Raw genomic sequence first — 17,544 nt, forward strand, 5'->3', positions numbered from 1 at the left:
AGGCGCATCGGACGTGAGCTGATTTGACCTCGGCGACGTTGTCTATTCTCCTCTTTGATGTTGTTTGCCCGGGTGGCGGAATTGGTAGACGCAGACGACTTAAAATCGTCAGGCTAACATGCCGTGCCGGTTCGAGTCCGGCCCTGGGCACCACCCCTCTTTTTTTCTTCGTTTTAGTCCGTGGGTGACTAGTTGGTCTTAAGTTAGATGGTGGCGGGGGGGTTATCAAAATATGTCCCGATCCATGGCTGACAAACCGACACCTTTCGCTCCGCAAACTTCGTCGCGGAGCGTCCTTGCCCAAACTGCGCTCTCTGGATCCTCTCGCATGGGGAGGGTCTAGTGTGTGTGCTATCCCGGGACGTACTGGAAAATCAGGAAATCCGCAAGCTCGGAAGTGTCACCACTACCGACAGTCTTCTTCCGTCGGAGCCCCCGTATGGTCGACGCGGACCAGCTCATCAACAGCAAAGTCCAATCCAGCCGCCTTTGCTACCAGCGTTTCGAGCACACTCTCTTCGATCTCCGGTGTGCGGGCCAAGATCCATAGGTAGTTCCGGTTCGGTCCAGAGACCATCGCCCACTCGTAGTTGTCATCAAGAGCGATGACGTGGTAGCCGCCGGCCAGTGGCCAAAAGAAGACCACACGCAGACTGGCCACATCAGGCCCTTCGCGGAAGCGCGCCGTCCCTTCAATGCTCCGCCACTTGCATGCACCGGTGTCAAAGCCTCGATTGAGAACCCCGATCGTACCGTCATCGCGCGCTTCGTATTCGGCGGTTACGTGCGACAGGCCGCGCTCGAATCGGTGGTCCAGGCGTTTGATCTCGTACCACTTACCGGTGTAACGCTCCGGCTCAAACCCGCTGACCGGCTCCACACCAGAGGGGGCTCCAGTGCAGGCTGCCAAGACCAACATGGCCCCGAATAAGAAAGAGAGCCTCAACCCCGCTAAGGAAGGGCGAGGCAGAAAAGAAAAAGACGAGACGCTGCGGATTACAGATCGACACATAGCAAAAAGCTCTCCATAAACGACCCTCGCCAAACTACAGCATGCGTGAGTTGCGCGCTTCGACAGGCGTGCCGACTCATCCAGAGAATGCACGTATTCAGCCCACTACCCCTCACGCTCTTCGCGACATTCTGCACGCCGGGCAATGGCGCGCGCCAATCGCGGAAAGATGAAGAGGTGTCCAGGCGCCATAGCATACCAGTAGAGCAGCCCCCAGACCCCTGCCGGATGCCAGTAGGCTGTGACCGTTACTCGGCAACGCTCCACCCCTGCCTCGGGCTCGGGCTCGATTGCAAACTCCAACACTCCGGCCCCCGGGGCGCGCATCCCGAACCAGAGGGTAAGACGCTGCTCGGGCTCAAGGGCAAGCACGCGCCAGGAGTCGATGGCATCGCCCGGGCGCAGTGCCGTTGGGTGGCGCCGCCCGTAGTTCATCCCTGGGCCGCCGATCAACCGATCAGCCAACTCACGGAGGCGCCACAGGGTGTTGGCGTAGTAGTAGCGCTGCTCGCCGCCGATCGCTGTAATCACAGCCCAAAGCGTCGCCGGCGAGGCGTGCGCAATGGCGCTGCCACTGGCCCGTTTGGCGTAGTAGCTGTAATCGAGTCGATCACCGCGAAAGACCAACGCCCCCTCGGTCCAGCGCGCGGCTACGGCGTGATCACGTTCTGCGGCAAAGGCTTGGCGAACGGCGCTGCGAAAGTCCATCAGCGGTTGCGGGATCAACTCGCGAAGAGGCTGATCGTCGGCGGTGTAGTCCTCGCGGAGCCCTTCGATCAGGGCTCGGGCGATCGGTGTCGGCACCGCCGTCACCAATTTCAGCCAATACGACGATAACCGCGGGGTCAGCAGCGGGACTGCAATAATCCGCGGCGGGCGGCGTCCGGCGACTTCGGCGAGCTGACGCATCATCTCGGCGTAGGTGAGATGTTCAGGGCCGGCGACATCGAAGGTTTTTCCCGCCGCCTGCGGGATCTCGGCGACCTTGCGCAGATAGGCCAGCAAGTCGTCGAGGGCGATCGGCGGCGACTGGGCAAAGACCCAGCGCGGCGTCGTCATGATCGGGAGATGCAAGACCAGATCGCGCATCACCTCGAAGGCGGCCGAACCGGGGCCGACGATGATCCCAGCGCGCAACTCGGTCACCGGCACTGACCCCTGCCGCAGTACCTCGCCGGTCTCACGGCGCGAGACGATGTGCGCCGAAGAGGCTGAATCGGGCACCAAGCCCCCCAGGTAGACGATCCGCTCGACACCGGCAGCTGCTGCCGCCTGTGCAAAGTTTTGCGCCGCGACCCGATCGAGTTCACCGAAGGAGGAGCCGGCCGCCATCGAGTGGACCAAATAGTAGGCGACACTCACATCGGCGAGCGCCGGGGCCAACGTCTCTGGGCGCAGTGCATCGGCGGCCACCACCTCGACCCCTTCCCAGCCGCGTCCTTCGAGCAATTGCGGGTTGCGTGCTGCGGCGCGCACCCTCTGCCCTGCTGCCAGCAACTGCGGGACGAGATGAGAGCCGATGTAGCCGGTAGCCCCAAAGACCAAGCGCCTGCCGCTGCCCGTCGCTGCGCCTGCAGGCTGCGACTCCGACCCTTCCTTATCCTGCCGATCCGCTGCTGCCATCTCCGCCCTCCCCTCCCGCTCCGCGCTCTATATCATGCCGATCCGCTCGATCTTCTCGATCTTCTCGATCTTCTCGATCTTCTCGATCCAATCGGCCCTATCGATCCTCTCCACGATACCGGGCCGGCCGCTTCGAACCGAACCGCGTAAGTCGCCCTCATCCGCCGCCGCCTGTTTTACGTCCTTGTTAAAGGGCGTATGATGATGGCAGTGAAGCAGCTACACAACCATCACGACGCCTATGCTCTCGCCAAGGGACCGCTCACTCCCACCTTCGCCACTGAGCACCGATCACGCAAAGAGACAACCACACCAACGCGAGTGAAACCGTCCATGCTCCGCGCCCCTGCCTCAACGGCCCTGTTGACCGAACGTATCGATCGTATGCGCCGTCGACTCGTTCAAGTCGGCCTCACCGCTCCGCTGCTCTCCACACTGCCGATCGCTGCAGCCGGTGGCTCTCTCGCGACCTCGGGGCGTGCCCAGGCCGACGCCACCGACTCCGACCGCGCGCCGCGGTCCGCGGATCACAAAGAGCAACCCCGGATCGGCTTAGCCCTTGGCAGCGGTGGAGCTCGCGGTCTCTCCCATATCGTGATCTTTGAAGTGCTCGAATCGCTCGGTCTGCAACCGCACCGGATCAGCGGCTGCAGCATCGGCGCGATCATGGGCGCGCTCTACGCCGCCGGTCTGCCGGCTGAGAAGATCCGCAAAGAGATCAAGGAGTTGGTCGTCGATCCGGAGGAGGGGTGGTTTACGAGTGTCGTCCGCGCCGACTGGCGTAAGTGGCTCAGCTTCCTGGAGCTCTCCGGACGCGACGGCGGCCTAGTCGAGTCCGATGCCTTCGTCGATCACCTGCGCAAGATCAGCGGTGTTAAAGACTTCGCCGATCTAAAGATCCCCCTGCAGATCGTCGCTACCGACTACTGGGAGCGCGAGATGGTCCTCTTCGAGCAGGAGGGGCCATTGTGGCCGGCGGTGCAGGCGAGTATGGCGATGCCGAGTCTATTCAGTCCGGTCGAGCACAACGGCAAGGTGCTCGTCGATGGCGGTCTGACCAACCCGCTCCCTTACGATCTGCTCTTTGACGATTGCGACCTGATCATCGCCGTTAACGTCCTCGGCACCCGCAAGCAGAAGGGCGATAAGGCGCTCCAGAACCCCTCCTACTTTGAGAACATCTTCAACACCTTCCAGGTGATGCAGTACTCGATCCTGCGCGAGAAGGAGCGGCGCAAGGCGCCTGATTTCCTCGTCAGCCCGCAGGTCAGTGATATCCGGGTGCTCGATTTTCACCGCTTTGAGGATATCCTTAAACAGGCGCAGCCGTGCGCCGACGCCCTGCGGGCCGATCTTGAGAAGGCACTCGGTTAGCGAGTTAGCGCACCAGTGCGCCCGCCATCGCCTCCTCTAGCCGCGCATCCTGGCCCGCTTGCCCTTGGCCCCTCCTGTTTTGGCAACAATCGTTGCCAGCTGGGGCGCTCAGCGTAGGCGGCGCACTGACCTACAGGCTCGCCGAAGTGCCTGACGCCGCCAGTAGCTTGCGCAGCCGCGACCAGCGCCGCCGCTGCCCGCGCCCCTTGACGGCGATCGCCAGCGCCTTGCGCTGTCCGACCAAGATCAGCAGCGCGCGGGCACGCGTCACTCCGGTATAGATCAGATTGCGCTGAAGCATCGGGTAGTGTTGGGTGGTGATCGGCATCACCACCACCGGATACTCCGAGCCCTGCGCCTTGTGGATGGTCACAGCGTAGGCCGGTACCAGGGCATCGAGCTCACTGAAGCTGTAGATGTGCGTACGCCCCTCGAAGTCGACACTCACCTCGGCGGCCTCGGGATCGACGATGCGGATCAGCCCCAAGTCGCCGTTATAGACCTCACGATCGTAGTCGTTCTCAGTCTGCATCACCTTATCGCCGGGGGCAAAGACCGAGCCGTAGCGCTCGACCTTGGGATAGCCCTGCGGATTGAGCGCCGCTTGCAGCTCGACATTAAGGGCGCGGGCACCGAGCCCACCCCGATTCATCGGACAGAGCACTTGGATATCCCGCACCGGATCGAAGCCGAAACGGCGCGGGATGCGCCGCCCGACGATCTCCAGCAGGCGCTCGACCACCGTTTCCGGGTCATCGCCCGGTACAAAGTAGAAGTCACTGACCTCGGCGGGCGGCTCAAGCTCGGGCAGTTGCCCGGCGTTGATGCGGTGGGCGGCGGTCACAATCGCACTGCGCGCGGCCTGGCGAAAGACCTCGGTCAGACGCACCACCGGGAGCGTTGCCGCGTCGATCAGATCAGCGAGCACTTGCCCCGGCCCGACCGACGGCAGCTGATCGACATCGCCGACCAGGATCAGTGCTGCGTGCTCCGGCAGCGCCTTGACGAGGGCGTACATCAGACGGACATCGACCATCGAGGTCTCATCGACGACGACCAAATCGGCCTCGATTGGATGGTCGGCATTGCGCTTAAAGCCGCCCGATTGCGAATCGGTCTCGAGCAGGCGGTGGATCGTCTGTGCCGGGAGCCCGGTCGTCTCGCTCATGCGCTTAGCCGCCCGTCCGGTCGGCGCACAGAGCTGCAACTCAACGCGTTTGGCACTGAGGATCCGCAACAGGCTATTGAGTACGGTGGTCTTACCGACCCCCGGCCCCCCGGTGATCACGCAGACCTTGCTGCGCAGCGCCGTCGCAACTGCCTGCCGCTGCCCCTTGGCGAGCTCCATCCCGGTCTGCTTCTCGACCCAGGCCAGCGCACGCGCGCTGTCGATGGCCGGCCACGGCAACGGCGCTGTCAGCAGCGCCCGCAGTCTTTCGGCAATGCCCTGCTCCGCCTGATAGAGCCCAGCAAGAAAGAGGCAGTCGCGCCCATCGAGCGCATCGGCGACGATCGCGCCGCTATCGAGCTCCGCCTCCACGGCCTGCTCGATCAGCGGCGGCGGCACCTCCAGGAGTTCCTGCGCGGTGCGCAACAGCTCGTCACGCGGCAACCCGCAGTGGCCGCCGTCCATCGCCTCGGCGAGGGCGTGTGCCACTCCGGCGCGTACCCGAATCGGTGCCTGCGGGTCGATCCCGAGCTTAGCGGCGATGCGATCGGCGGTCAAAAACCCGATCCCACGGATATCGCGGGCTAAGCGGTAGGGGTTCTCCACCATCACCGCCACCGCTCCGCTGCCGTAGGTCTTGTAGATGCGCACCGCGCGCGCCGTCCCGACGCCGTGGCTGTGCAGAAAGACCATGATCTCGCGGACGACCTTCTGCTCGGCCCACGCCTCTTTGATCCGCTGCGCGCGCACCGGACCGATCCCCTCGATCTGCCTAAGGCGCTCGGGCTCCTGCTCGATGACATCGAAGACCTGATCGCCGAAGGCGGCGACCAACTTACCGCCGTAGATCGGACCGATACCGCGGATCATCCCCGAGGCCAGGTAGCGTCGGATCCCCTCGGTCGAACTCGGCGCCGAGCTCTTTAAGAAGTTGGCACGAAACTGCAGCCCGTAGTTGCGATCGTTCGTCCACATGCCGCTGGCCGTGACCCACTCGCCGGCGCCGATCAGCCCCGCGTGTCCAACGATCGTCACCAGATCCCGCTGCCCGCGCGCCTTGACTTGCAGGACACAAAAGCCACTGTCGGCGTTATGGAAGGTCACGCGCTCAATCAGCCCGGCGAGCACTTCCTGCTGAGGCTCGCAGATCGAAAGCCCCATTGAGTGCTGCCTCGACTGCTGCTGAGGCGGGCTACTCTCCATCGCCGCTCAAGCTCCTACCGGTCGCGCCGTCCATGCTGCCCATCCTATAACGGGACCAGGAAAGAGACTAGCCATCACCGGCCACCGCCGCCGTCACCGTGAAAGATCCGAGCGCGTCGCTCCCACTCGCTGCTCAGGCGCCAACCTGCTGCGCCCCCTGCGCCCTCACCTGTGCCTGTGCTGCCTGCCAAAGAGAGCGTCAACGCCCCCTGTTCAGCGCTGTCGATGCAATCGTGACACGTACCCGCCCGATAGCGACAAAGCACAGCGCGCGGCGAGGCAGCCGCTTGAGGCGCCGCGGGCGAATCGGGAAGATCGGTGTCTCCGCCAGAGGTATCAGCGGAACAGCGCTTGCCTCCACCACACGCCCCCTCACACTGCGACCTCCGCTGCAAAGCAATGATGAACGCCGTATCGATCAGGTCGCGCGGGCCGCTACCGAGTTCAGGAACGAGGTAGACCGGAGCCGGCTGCCCTGCCCCTTCAGCAGCCGCAGCGCTGATCTTCAGCTCACACCCCGCAGCCCCGCGCCGCGTCTCTAGCTGTAACCCGCCCTGTAGTCCGCCTGACATCGCCCCGAGCGCTTGCTGCCACCCGCTACACCCTAGCCCGCTTACCCACTCGATCTCGGGCCAGCGCTGCCGTGCGGCTGCGACCGCCCCCGACCACGGCCCCTCGGCACGCGGTACCACCCACGCCCGCAGTTCCAGATCGCGTGCCGCCAGATAGGGCGCCAGCGCGACCTCGACGGCGTTCAGCGTCCCTCCTGGTCCGCCCCCATAAACGACGGCGTGGCCGTCGGCCTCGATCAGTGCCGTCAAACCGGCACCGGTCTCAAAGAGCACGACGCGCGGCGACTCACGCGGCGATATCGCCGGCATCAACAACAGACCCGCGAGCAGCGGCAGCGCCAGCCAGCGCCCCGGCAGACCGCGCGGAGCGAGGAAGTAGAGCACACCGATCAGGGCCAACAGCGTCACCGCCACGCTCGGCGGTGTGACCGCCAGCGTACCCAGCTGCCCCTCCAGCCACCCCAGCGCCGCCATCAGCCCGGCCAGCGACGTATCCGCCCACCGCCACAGCCACCCGGCCAGCGCCGGACTGACCGGGAGCAGCACCACCCCGGCGAGGACCAGCGGCACCACGGCAAAGCTGACCCAGGGCACGGCCAGCCAGTTTGCCGGCGGCGAGAGCCACGGCAGGTGGCCAAACCAGATCGCCGTCGCCGGCAGCAGCGCCAAACCGACCACCGCCTGGATGCGTAGCCAAGCCCAGAGCCCAAAGCCGCGCGCCCGCCCCAGAGTCGCCAAAAAGATCACCGCCACAGCGGCAAAGGAGAGCCAGAAACCGGCCCCCAGCGGCGCCCACGGATCGACGAGCAGCACCAGGGTTGCGGCGATCAGCAGACTCGACCATGGCGCCATCGGACGGCGCAGCAGCAGCGCAACCGCGAAGACGCCGACCATGATCAACGCCCGCTGTGTTGGCAGCGTCAACCCGGCGAGCAGCGCATAGCCGATGGCTGCCCCCATTCCTGCCAGCGTCCCAGCGATCAGCGTCGGTACGCGGCGCACCAGCCCCGGCACCCAGCCCCACAGCCAGGCGATCAAAGCGCCAACCGCCCCGGCCACCATGCCGATGTGCAGCCCGGAGATGGCGAGCAGGTGCGCCGTACCGGTGTGCGAGAGCAGCCGCCACTGCGCATCGTCGATCTGATCGCGCACCGCCACCCCAAGCCCCTGCACCAACCCAAGCTGCGGCGAGTCACCAAGCTGCTCGGCCATCGCTGCGGCGATCGTCTGACGATAAGTATGCAGTGTGGTGGGGGCAGCGAGGCGCTGATTCTCGGGCGCGGCGCGGACGTAGCCGGTCGCACCGATGCGCCGCTGAAAGAGCCAGCGCTGATAGTCGAAGCCGGCCGGGTTGAGAAAGCCGCTCGGCGGGCGCAGCCGCACTTCGAGCTGCCAGATCTCGCCGGCCTGCAGCGGCGGCGGAGCGCCGTACCAGCGCAGCCGGATCTGCACCGGCAGTGGCTCGGCCGGCTCGGCGCCAGCGGCAACGGAGGCATCGTTCAGGAGCGCCTGCGGGGCGATATGAAAGAGGGTGTGACCGGGGCGAACCTCGGGGACGCCGACGATCTGCCCGACCAGGCGCACGTCCCGATGAGGCGGATCAGCGGGCAGTTGCCGCTCAAGCAGAGCACCGGCAAAGAGCGCCGTCCACAACAGTCCGGCGAGGGCCGCAGCGGTCGGCCAGCGCCAAGCACGCGGCAAGACCACCAGGGCCACAACGAGAAGGGCTAGCAGAGCGAAGAGGCTACTTGCAGGCAGCGGCTCACGCAGCAGCGCTACGGTGAGCAGTGTCGCAACGATAAAGGCAAGCAATCCGGCTCGCATGGTACCCCTGGTCATCCGTGACCGATCAGATGGAGCTAATGATACGGCCTCTTGGCCCTAAAAACGACGACTCAGTCGCCTGGCATCAATCGGCGCACATCAATCGGCGCGCAACTGCCCATCCTCGATGCGCAACACCCGCTCGGTGCGCCGGGCAAGCTCCATATCGTGGGTGACGAAGATCAGCGCCGTACCCAACTCGTCGTTGAGCTGCTGGAGTAGTTCAAAGACCCGCAGCGCCGTCTGCCGATCGAGATTGCCCGTCGGCTCATCGGCCAGGATGCAGCGCGGCCGCGTCACCGCCGCCCGCGCGATCGCGACCCGCTGCCGTTCCCCGCCGGAGAGCTCCGCCGGGCGGTGCTCTAAACGCTCGCCGAGGCCGATGCGACTCAGCAACTCGGCGGCCGCTGCCCGACTCTGCGCCGGCGGCGTGCGGCGGATCAGCAGCGGCATCGCGACGTTCTCCAGCGCAGTGAACTCCGGCAGCAAGTGGTGAAACTGATAGATAAAGCCGAGGGCGCGGTTGCGCAGCCGCCCCCGCGCAGCCTGCTTCAGGGAATAGATCGACTCGCCGTCGACCTGCACCGTGCCGGCACTCGGTCGATCGAGCCCACCGAGAATATGCAGCAGGGTGCTCTTACCGGAGCCGGAGGGACCGACGATGGCGACCTGTTCCCCAGCGGCGACTTGCAGCTCAATGGCACGCAGTACCTCGAGCTCCTGCGGCCCCTCACTAAAGCGCTTCACCACGCCGTGACAGGCAATCACCGGGGTCTTGGTCGTCGCCGCCGTACCCGCCGCAGCCGTGGCAAGGCCAACCGTGGCAGTAGCGGCCTCGGCAGGTGTGGCCGTTGCGGCAGCGGCCAGCGCAGCGGTCAACGGCTTACTCATAGCGCAGTGCCTCCGCCGGCTCGGTGCGGGCGGCTCGCCACGCCGGATAGAGGGTTGCGAACAGCGACAGGATCAGGGCCAACACGGTGATCCGCGTGACATCATCGACCCGCAACTCCGATGGCAAGTCGCTGATATAGTAGACATCAGCCGGCATGAACTCGAAATTCAGCAATCGCTCGATGCTCGGCACGATCGTCTCCACATTGAGTGCCAGGGCCACCCCACCGATCAGTCCCAACAGGGTGCCGACAAAGCCGATCACCGCCCCCTGTACGATAAAGACCGCCATGACGCTGCGCGGACTGAGCCCGAGGGTGCGTAAGATGGCGATATCGGACTGTTTATCGCGCACGACCATGACCAGGGTCGAGACGATGTTAAAGGCGGCAACCGCCACGATCAGCGTCAAGATGACGAACATGACCGTCTTTTCGGTCTGCACGGCGCGGAAGAAATTGGCGTGCTGGCGCGTCCAGTCGATGACTCGATAGCGCCCGGGCAGTCCATCGGCGACCTCCGGGGCAAGCCACGGCGCAGCAAGCATATCGTCGAATTTCAGCCGGATGCCACCGACACTCCCCTCCAGACGCTGCAACCGCGCAACATCCTCCAGGTGAGCAACCGCTAACGTGCGATCGTACTCGTGCATACCGACTTCGAAAATGCCGGTGACGGTAAAGCGGCGCATCCGCGGCGTGATTCCAGCGACCGAGATGCGCGCCTCGGGGGTCATCACCGTGATCCGATCCCCGACCCGTACACGCAGCTCGCGGGCTAAGGCCGAACCGAGAATCACCCCGTACTCGCCCGCCTCCAGCTGATCGCTGCCGGCTACGACGTGCGCTAAGACCTCTGAGACCCGTGGTTCACGCTGCGGATCGATCCCGCGCAGCAGTGCGCCGCTGACCAACGCCCCGCGCGCCACCATGACCTCGCCATCGACAAAGGGGGCGGCGCCGAGGACCCGCGGATGGCTCTCCGCCCGCTCAATAACCGCCGGCCAATCGCTGATCGCCCCACCCGTTGCCCCACCTTGGGCGTGGATCTCGGCGTGTGAGATCATCCCGAGGATGCGCTCGCGCAACTCACGCTCAAAGCCATTCATCACCGAGATCACGGTGATCAGGGCCGCCACACCGAGGGCGATCCCGATCATCGAGGTCAGGGTGATGAAGGAGACAAAGTGAGCGCGGCGACGGGCACGCGTGTAGCGCAGTCCGATGAAAAGCTCAACGGGTCGAAACAACGGGGTACACTCCCAAATCCGGCAACCGAATATCGCTGGCTAGGGTAACCCGGGGTGCGACCGAACGCCAGCCTCTAAGCGGTAACCACGCGCGCCGCGGTCGTATACTGCCATTGTATAGTGTGCATCAATAATCTTTGACTTTAGTACCCCATCGCGTATATTGCCCTTGCCTTTGCCGGGACCGATCGACTCGTATGCAAGCACGACTGCGTCCAGAGCTGCAAATCCCCCGCCTGCCTGCCGAATGGGAGCCCCATGCAGCGCTGCTGCTGACGTGGCCCCACGCTGGGGGTGACTGGGGCCGCACACTACCCGAGATCGAACACTGTTTCGAGCAACTCGCCTGCGCAGCGGCGGCCTTCGAGCCGCTGCTGATCGTCTGCCCCGAGACACCCGGGGCCGCTGCCCGGGTGCGCGAGCGCCTATTGTCGCGTGGCGTGAACGCCGAGCGCTGCGTTGTGATCGAGGCGCCATCGAACGATGTTTGGGCGCGCGACCACGGCCCGATCACCATCCAGCGGCCCGATGGCAGCGTCCAGCTGCTCGACTTTCGTTTTAACGGCTGGGGCGAGCGCCACCCCTCCAGCGACGATGACCGCATCCCGCGCGTCCTCACCGAACGGGGGGGGATCGGCAGCCACCACTACCGCCGCATCGAGTGGGTCCTGGAGGGCGGCAGCATCGACTGCGACGGCGCCGGCACGCTGCTGACGACGACCCGGTGCATGCTCAACCCCAACCGCAACGGCCAGGCGACGCGCAAAGAGGTCGAGTCGCAGCTCGCCGCCCGTCTCGGCGCCCACCGCATCATCTGGCTCGATGACGGCTGGCTCGCCGGCGACGACACCGACGGCCACGTCGATATGCTGGCCCGCTTCGTCGACAGCGAGACGATCGCCCACGTCGTCTGTGACGACCCCAACGACCCTCACTACGAGCCCCTGCAGGCGATGGCCACTGCCCTACAGGCGGCACGCACGGTCAACGACGGCCCCTACCGTCTGATCGAACTGCCGCTCCCTGAGCCGATCTACGATGAGCAAGGCCAACGCCTCCCGGCCAGTTACGCCAACTTCGTCTTCGTCAACGGCGGCATCCTCGTCCCCGCCTACGGCGACCCAGCCGATACCGTCGCCGCCGCCCGACTCGCCGCCGCCCGCCCCGATCGGCGCATCGTCAGCGTGCCGGCCCGCGCCCTGATCCGCCAAGGCGGCAGCCTCCACTGCGCCACCATGCAGCTGCCGGCCGGGGTGCGCATCACCGCGCACGCGGAGCTCGCCGATCCGCCACTGAAGACCAGCAGCCTGCCGTAGCGCACACCGTTTGCAAGGGGCCGATTCCAATGGCACTAACCCTCGGACTCGTCCAGCACGCCTGCGACGATACCACTGAAACGAACTGGCAACGCACCGCAGACGGCATCGCCGAGGCCGCCGCGCGCGGCGCCGAGTTGATCCTTTTACAGGAGCTGCACAGCGGCCCCTACCCCTGCTTCGAGGCCCATCCGCGCCACTTCGCCAGCGCCGAGCCGATCCCAGGACCGAGCACCGCCCGACTCGCCGAGCTAGCCACGCGCCATAACGCTGTTATCGTCGGCTCGCTCTTTGAGCGCCGCGCCGCCGGGCTCTTTCACAACACCGCGGTGGTCCTAGAGCGCGACGGTCGCCTGCTCGGCTGCTACCGTAAGATGCACATCCCTGACGATCCCGGCTACTACGAGAAGTTTTACTTCACCCCAGGGGATGCGGGCGCTGCGGGCCATGCGGGTGCGGGCCATGCCAGAGGCAAGCGGCAGCGCGGTTTTGTGCCGATTGATAGCAGCGTCGGCCGCCTCGGTCTACTCGTCTGCTGGGATCAGTGGTTCCCCGAGGCTGCCCGCCTGATGGCGCTCGCCGGGGCCGAATTGCTGCTCTATCCGACCGCGATCGGCTTCGATGCCAGTGAACCGGCCAACGAGCAGGCCCGGCAACGAGAGGCGTGGCAGATCGTGCAGCGCGGCCACGCCATCGCCAACGGCCTCCCGCTCGCCGCCTGTAACCGCAGTGGACACGAGGCCGCGGCCCGCTTCTGGGGGCGCAGCTTTATCTGCGGCCCCCAAGGCGAAATGCTGGCCGAAGCCGGCGAGGAGCCGGCAGTCATCGTCGCTGAGGTCGATCTGCGCCGCAGCGAAGCAGTCCGCTGCATGTGGCCCTTTCTCCGGGATCGACGCATCGATGCTTACGCCGATCTGAGCGAACGCTTTCGCGACTGTGGCTGCGGTGGTGGCTGCGGAAGTGGCGGCGGCTGCAGTGGTGATTGAGCCAATCGTCACGGCTGGCTACCATGGACGGAGGATCACCCATTCCGCAACGAAGTGAGTACGCCGTGGACCCACAAACCCGTCGACAAGCAGAGCAACAGGGGCCTGAGGCCCAACCGCAAGGCTATGCGGAGGGCGCGCAGCGACCGCGTGATATCCGCGCGACCTTCACCTACTTCTCCTTCCTGGCAGCCCTCGCCACCATCATCCATCCCGGCTTGGTGATTGTGGTCATTCTGCCGGTGATTGGCGTCGGCCTGGCTTATCATGGGGTCTTTAGCAGCGATGCCCCCTTCTGGGTCAAGACCCACTACCAGTACCAAGTCGTCACCTTCTGGCTTGCCGTCGTCGGTGCCGGTATCGCCTTGCTCATCTATCCAGCCTCCAGTGGCTTCGGTTACCTTGTCCACGCCCTGGTGCTGGCCTGGGTGCTGATGCGCTCTATCTACGGCTTGGGGCAGTTGAGCCGGCGTGATGCTATCGCTGAGCCGGGCTCCTTTTTCTTTGGGTGGAAACGCCAGCGTTGAACGATCGTACCCGCCTCCTCGACTCCCTACCCCGACCGCAGCGTCCCGGCGAACGCCGGGACTGGTCGGGCCTCTGCGGCGATGGCCAGGCACTGGCAGTGGCCGAGGCGAGCGCGGCTCACAGCAGCCTGACCCTGGCAGTAACCGGCACCCCGCAACAGGCAGCGGCCCTGCAAGAGACGGTGCGCTTTTTCCTCGCTGAGCGCCACCCAGTGCTCGCGCTGCCGGACTGGGAGACCCTGCCCTACGACGTCTTCTCGCCCCACCAAGACATCGTCTCCGAACGCCTAGCGGCCCTCTACCGCCTGCCGCAACTGCACTGTGGAGTGCTGATCGTCCCGGCGACGACCCTGATGCACCGGCTGCCGCCGCGCGGCTGGGTCGAGGGACGAACGCTGGTGCTGCGCCGCGGCGACCGGATCCACCTCGAACAGATGCGCGAGCGGCTTGAAGCCGGCGGCTACCGCTGTGTGCCGGAGGTCAGCGAACACGGCGAGTATGCAGTGCGAGGCGCCCTGCTCGATCTCTTCCCCATGGGCGGGGCAGTGCCGTATCGCATCGATCTCTTCGACGATGAGGTCGAGAGCCTGCGCAGTTTCGATCCCGAGACCCAGCGCACAACGGCACAGGTCGAGCGCATCGAGTGGCTCCCGGGACGCGAGTTTCCTACAGATTCGAACGCCATCACCCAGTTCCGCCACGCCTTCCGCGCCCACTTCGAGGGTGACCCGGGGCGCAGCGGCCTCTACCAAGCCGTCAGCAGCGGCGAGATCCCGGCGGGGATTGAGTACTACTTGCCGCTCTTTTTCGAGCAGACCGCCACCCTATTCGACTACCTGCCCGACGACGCCTTAGTGATTCGGGTCGCCGGCATCGATGAGGCCGCCGCCACCTTCTGGCGCCAAATCGAGACGCGCTACGAGCAGCGCCAGGGCGATAAAGATCGCCCGCCGCTGCCCCCGCGGCAGCTCTTTCTCGACCCCGACACCCTACGCCACGGCCTGAACCGCCAGCGCCAGATCGTCTTACACCCGCAGCCCATCGAGCGCGGCAGCCACGCCCCGCTGGAGCCGCTCCCAACACTCAGCGCCCAGCTCCAGGCGGCCCAGCCGCTGGCCCGGTTAAGCGACTTTCTCAAGACAGAGTTGCACCAAACCGGGCGTGTCCTCTTTACCGCCGAGAGCGCCGGACGGCGTCAGGGCCTACAGGAGCGGCTGCAGCGCTACGGCATCGAGGTCAAGAGCGTCGCCGATTGGCCGAGCGCGCTGCAGCAGCCCGACACCCCCTACTTGCTGACCGAGGCCCCCCTTGAGCACGGGATCTGCTGGCTCGATCATGGCACGGACAACAATGGTGATGGTGGCCGCGTCGCACTGGCCATCATCCCCGAAAGCGCGCTCTACGGTGAGCGGGCGCGGCAGAGCCGGCGCCAGCGCAGCAGCACGGCGAGCGACCCGGCGGCGGTGATCCGCGATCTGGCCGATCTGCACGAAGGCGCCCCGGTAGTCCACGAGGATCACGGCGTCGGCCGCTACCTCGGCCTGCAGAGTCTCGAGGTCGGCGGCCTGAAGACCGAGTTTGTCACCCTTGAGTACGCCGGCGGCGATAAGCTCTACGTCCCGGTCGCGGCCCTCGATCGCATCTCGCGGTACACCGGCGCCGATCCAGATCAGGCCCCGCTGCACCGCCTCGGCAGCGATCAGTGGGAGAAGGCACGCCGGCGCGCCGCCCAGCGGGCCCGCGATGTCGCTGCCGAACTGCTTGAGCTCTACGCCCGACGCGAGGCACGCAGCGGCAGCGACTGCGCCTCAACGCTCGATCCGCAGACCTACGAGGCCTTCGCCGCCGCCTTCCCCTTCGAGGAGACCCCCGATCAGCAAGCGGCCATCCGCGCCGTCCTCGCCGATATGCAGTCACCGCGCCCGATGGATCGGGTCGTCTGCGGCGATGTCGGCTTCGGTAAGACCGAGGTCGCGATGCGTGCCGCCTTTGCCGGCGTCGAGGCCGGTGGCCAAGTCGCAGTCTTGGTGCCGACGACCCTGCTGGCGCAGCAGCACCAACAAAACTTCGCCGACCGCTTTGCCGACTGGCCGGTGCGGATCGAATCGCTCTCGCGCTTCTCCGGTAAGAAGGGCAACGAGCAGGCCCTAGAGCGGATCGCCGACGGTCAAGCCGATATCGTCATCGGCACCCACAAACTGCTCAGCGCCGATGTGCGCTTTCGCAACCTCGGGCTGGTCATCATCGATGAGGAGCACCGCTTCGGGGTCCGGCAAAAGGAGCGGCTGAAAAAGCTCCGCGCCGAGGTCGATGTCCTGACACTGACGGCAACACCGATCCCACGCACCCTGAATATGTCGCTCGCCGGAATCCGCGATCTATCGATCATCGCCACCCCGCCGCAGCGCCGGCTCGCGGTCAAGACCTTTGTCCAAGAGTGGAGCGAGAGCCTAATCCGCGAGGCGTGTCAGCGTGAGCTGCAGCGCGGCGGTCAGGTCTACTTTCTCTACAATGAGGTTAAGAGTATCGAGCGTGCCGCCGGTCAGCTCGCTGAACTGCTGCCGGAGGCGCGCATCGCCATTGCCCACGGGCAGATGCGCGAGCGCGATCTCGAGCGCGTCATGCTCGATTTCTACCACCAGCGTTACGATATCCTCGTCTGCTCGACGATCATCGAGTCGGGCATCGACATCCCGACCGCCAACACCATCCTCATCCACCGCGCCGATCGCTTCGGTTTAGCCCAGCTGCATCAGCTGCGCGGCCGCGTTGGGCGCTCTCACCATCGCGCCTACGCCTACCTGCTCGCGCCACCACCGAATGCGATGACGCGCGATGCCCTCAAGCGCCTTGAGGCGATCGCGCAGCTCGAAGATCTCGGCGTCGGCTTCGCCCTCGCCTCGCACGATCTCGAGATTCGCGGCGCCGGCGAGCTGCTCGGCGATGAGCAGAGCGGGCAGATCCAGGAGATCGGCTTTACCCTCTATAGCCAGCTGCTTGAGCGCGCCGTTGCCGATCTTAAGGCCGGGCGCGATCCACAGCCCGAAGAGACCTTCACCGGCGGCGTGGAGATCGACCTGCGGCTGCCCGCCCTGCTGCCCGATACCTACCTGCCCGATGTCCACACCCGGCTGGTCCAGTACAAGCGCATCAGCGGCGCGACCACCCCGGCGCAGCTCGATGCGCTCCAGGTCGAGATGATCGATCGCTTTGGGCTCCTCCCCCCGGCAGCCCGTAATCTTTTTCACATCGCCGCACTCAAGCTGCGCGCCGGCGCTCTCGGCATCACCAAGATCGAGGCGAGCACCAAAGGCGCGACGATCCGCTTTGGCCCCGAGCCGCAGATCGACGCCACCGAACTGGTCAAACTGGTTCAAGAGCAGCCGCACGTCTACCGCCTTGAGGGCGGCGAACGACTCAGCGTGCGGGCCGATTTAACCGACGAGGCGCAACGCTTTGTGGTGATTGAGGAACTGCTTGAGCGTCTAGCCGGCCCCAGCTCCGGTTCCGCGGCCCGTGCTGATTCCGGCACAAGTGTCAGTGCCAGTGCCAGTGCCAAGGAGCGGGTGTGATGGGGCGTATTGCAGTTCAGGAGCTAGACTCTAGTCTTGCAAAAAATGCGCGATAGTGTACTCTTGACTCATGGAGAACACCATGAGTACAGGCAAGGCGGCGAAGCGGCTGGGTGTTTCGGTCAAGACCCTGCAGCGCTGGGACCGCGAGGGGCGCCTTGTTCCAGCGGCACGGACTGACAGCAATCGTCGTCTTTACACTGAGGCCCAATTGCGGGAGTTCATCG

Annotated in this window: 12 protein-coding genes and 1 tRNA gene; 7 read left to right on the forward strand and 6 right to left on the reverse strand. The window is 65.4% G+C overall.

The genetic code is table 11. The annotated features are described in order from the left end of the window. Window positions 1–66: 66 nt before the first annotated feature. Window positions 67–153, forward strand: a tRNA-Leu gene (locus tag CKO15_RS04665). Between the two features lie 253 nt (window positions 154–406). On the opposite strand, the gene CKO15_RS04670 is transcribed toward CKO15_RS04665, so the two are convergent. Continuing rightward, window positions 407–880, reverse strand: coding sequence for a lipocalin family protein (locus tag CKO15_RS04670; protein WP_338035994.1), 474 nt, complete (start codon window positions 878–880; stop codon window positions 407–409). A gap of 237 nt (window positions 881–1,117) precedes the next feature. Continuing rightward, entirely contained in the window at window positions 1,118–2,635 is a 1,518-nt protein-coding gene (locus CKO15_RS04675) for an SDR family oxidoreductase (RefSeq protein ID WP_200193013.1), read from the reverse strand. Between the two features lie 333 nt (window positions 2,636–2,968). Here CKO15_RS04675 and CKO15_RS04680 point away from each other — a divergent pair, with 333 nt between their 5' ends. Next, window positions 2,969–4,009 carry a patatin-like phospholipase family protein gene (locus CKO15_RS04680; protein WP_200193015.1) on the forward strand — a complete coding sequence of 347 codons (1,041 nt, stop codon included), beginning with the start codon at window positions 2,969–2,971 and terminating at the stop codon, window positions 4,007–4,009. Window positions 4,010–4,139: 130 nt separating this feature from the next. Here the strand turns inward: CKO15_RS04680 and recD2 are convergent, their stop codons facing one another. From recD2 to CKO15_RS04700, 4 genes are all read right to left on the reverse strand, one after another. Next, complete coding sequence (gene recD2, locus CKO15_RS04685; protein WP_200193017.1) at window positions 4,140–6,338, reverse strand: SF1B family DNA helicase RecD2; 2,199 nt, start codon at window positions 6,336–6,338, stop codon at window positions 4,140–4,142. A 116-nt stretch (window positions 6,339–6,454) separates the two neighbouring features. Then, window positions 6,455–8,791, reverse strand: coding sequence for a DNA internalization-related competence protein ComEC/Rec2 (locus tag CKO15_RS04690; protein WP_200193019.1), 2,337 nt, complete (start codon window positions 8,789–8,791; stop codon window positions 6,455–6,457). An 84-nt stretch (window positions 8,792–8,875) separates the two neighbouring features. Then, window positions 8,876–9,667, reverse strand: coding sequence for a lipoprotein-releasing ABC transporter ATP-binding protein LolD (lolD, locus tag CKO15_RS04695; protein ID WP_200193021.1), 792 nt, complete (start codon window positions 9,665–9,667; stop codon window positions 8,876–8,878). Next, on the reverse strand, window positions 9,660–10,916 hold the full coding sequence (locus CKO15_RS04700; RefSeq protein ID WP_200193023.1) for a lipoprotein-releasing ABC transporter permease subunit: 1,257 nt from the start codon (window positions 10,914–10,916) through the stop codon (window positions 9,660–9,662). Before CKO15_RS04700 ends, lolD begins: the two co-directional genes overlap by 8 nt. A 197-nt stretch (window positions 10,917–11,113) precedes the next feature. Between CKO15_RS04700 and CKO15_RS04705 the strand changes: the two genes are divergently transcribed. The 5 genes from CKO15_RS04705 to CKO15_RS04725 all read left to right on the forward strand — a co-directional run. Next, the gene (locus CKO15_RS04705) at window positions 11,114–12,232 is read left to right on the forward strand and encodes an agmatine deiminase family protein (RefSeq protein ID WP_200193025.1); all 1,119 of its coding nucleotides are present in this window, start codon (window positions 11,114–11,116) and stop codon (window positions 12,230–12,232) included. Between the two features lie 29 nt (window positions 12,233–12,261). Beyond that, entirely contained in the window at window positions 12,262–13,218 is a 957-nt protein-coding gene (locus CKO15_RS04710; protein WP_200193027.1) for a carbon-nitrogen hydrolase, read from the forward strand. Window positions 13,219–13,283: 65 nt separating this feature from the next. Further along, the gene (locus CKO15_RS04715) at window positions 13,284–13,745 is read left to right on the forward strand and encodes a hypothetical protein (RefSeq protein WP_200193029.1); all 462 of its coding nucleotides are present in this window, start codon (window positions 13,284–13,286) and stop codon (window positions 13,743–13,745) included. Beyond that, complete coding sequence (mfd, locus tag CKO15_RS04720; RefSeq protein WP_207123878.1) at window positions 13,742–17,317, forward strand: transcription-repair coupling factor; 3,576 nt, start codon at window positions 13,742–13,744, stop codon at window positions 17,315–17,317. Before CKO15_RS04715 ends, mfd begins: the two co-directional genes overlap by 4 nt. A gap of 82 nt (window positions 17,318–17,399) precedes the next feature. Then, window positions 17,400–17,544 (forward strand): MerR family transcriptional regulator (locus CKO15_RS04725; protein WP_200193033.1); only part of this gene is annotated, 145 nt, incomplete at its 3' end.

Source organism: Halorhodospira abdelmalekii (assembly GCF_016583625.1).
Classification (GTDB): Bacteria; Pseudomonadota; Gammaproteobacteria; order Nitrococcales; family Halorhodospiraceae; genus Halorhodospira; species Halorhodospira abdelmalekii.